Source organism: Streptomyces sp. NPDC002130, from assembly GCF_040296465.1.
In the GTDB taxonomy this organism is placed as follows: domain Bacteria; phylum Actinomycetota; class Actinomycetes; order Streptomycetales; family Streptomycetaceae; genus Streptomyces.
Map to the genome: position 1 here is coordinate 1 of NZ_JBEOXI010001103.1, position 1144 is coordinate 1144.

1 protein-coding gene is annotated in these 1144 nt (G+C 60.8%); it reads right to left on the reverse strand.

The genetic code is table 11. The annotated features are described in order from the left end of the window. Positions 1–813: type VII secretion protein EccB (gene eccB, locus ABT116_RS48790; protein WP_351648022.1), on the reverse strand; the 813-nt coding region annotated here is incomplete at its 3' end. Positions 814–1144: the final 331 nt, after the last annotated feature.

Genomic DNA, 1144 nt, shown 5'->3' on the forward strand with positions numbered 1-1144 from the left:
ACCCGCCGAAACCTGGACGACGGAGCCGACAGTTTTGTTCTGCAGAGGAAACCGGGGTGCTGAGCCCAGTTCGGGAATTCGCGGAGCGTCGACGCGCGGAACTTCGGGAATCGAATTGAGGAATCCGATGCTGATCGGTCGCGCCTGTGCCCCTTCCAGCCCCAAAGCCCGCATGATCGCCGGATTGTCCACATCGATTTCCGCTCGCTTTCCGTCGTACACGAGAAAGTGATCGGCCCCCGACTTCACCAGGAATGCACGGTCATTCGTCAGATATGTCGTGTTTTCACCGACATTGGACGAGCCGACCAGGACCGAAGTCGTCAACGATTTTCTCCCGTCGGATCCGACGGAATCGCACACCGTCCACAATGCGTTGGTCGGGTCGGCCGATTCCGGCAGCGCGGACGGTGCGCCGGGAATGCCGACGAGCGCGCCCCGGGGTTTCGCCTCGACCTCGGATGCCTTGACTATTGCCGGTTTTCCTGGCGAACCCAGAATCAGTCGTGCCGAGGCCAAGTTCAGCACAGGGCGAAAAGTACCCTCCATGGCGACGAACATCGCGCCCGATTCCTTTGCAACGACGATATCTGCATCGCCGATCTTGTCCTGTGGCCGAAACAGAGCAAGCACCGCACAACCCGCCAATCCCAGTGCAGCGAGGACTATTCCGACGGTGAAGGCGCGCGACTGTGACCGCATCGGATCGTGAAGCATCCGAACGTCTCGTCTGACCAGCGCGTGTTCCATCCGCCTGACCAAGAATCGGTACCCGTTGACCTGCCAGCGAGTGGTAGGTGTCGCAGCCATCATTCCCCCCGTGCCTTACATCCCCTTGCGAAGACACAGTACAGTTTCGCCGGGGCGGAAATTTTCGGGTAGTTCGCAGGTCAGGTATCGGGGAGGAACCGTGGACCGATCGCGGTTGAGGCATTGGCCGTCGTCGCACAGGATTTCGACGCACGAATTCGTGTCGGCACAGATTCTCGGAATCGGTGCGGGCGGAATCGCGATGGCCAGTGGGCTGGATTGGCTCTGGGCGCTGGCAATCGGTTGCCGTCTTCGCAGGAGGCATCTGTGATCCGCCACCAATGAGGTTGTCCCCCTCTGCGCGGGCTCCACACAGCAGCATCGAACCGATCGC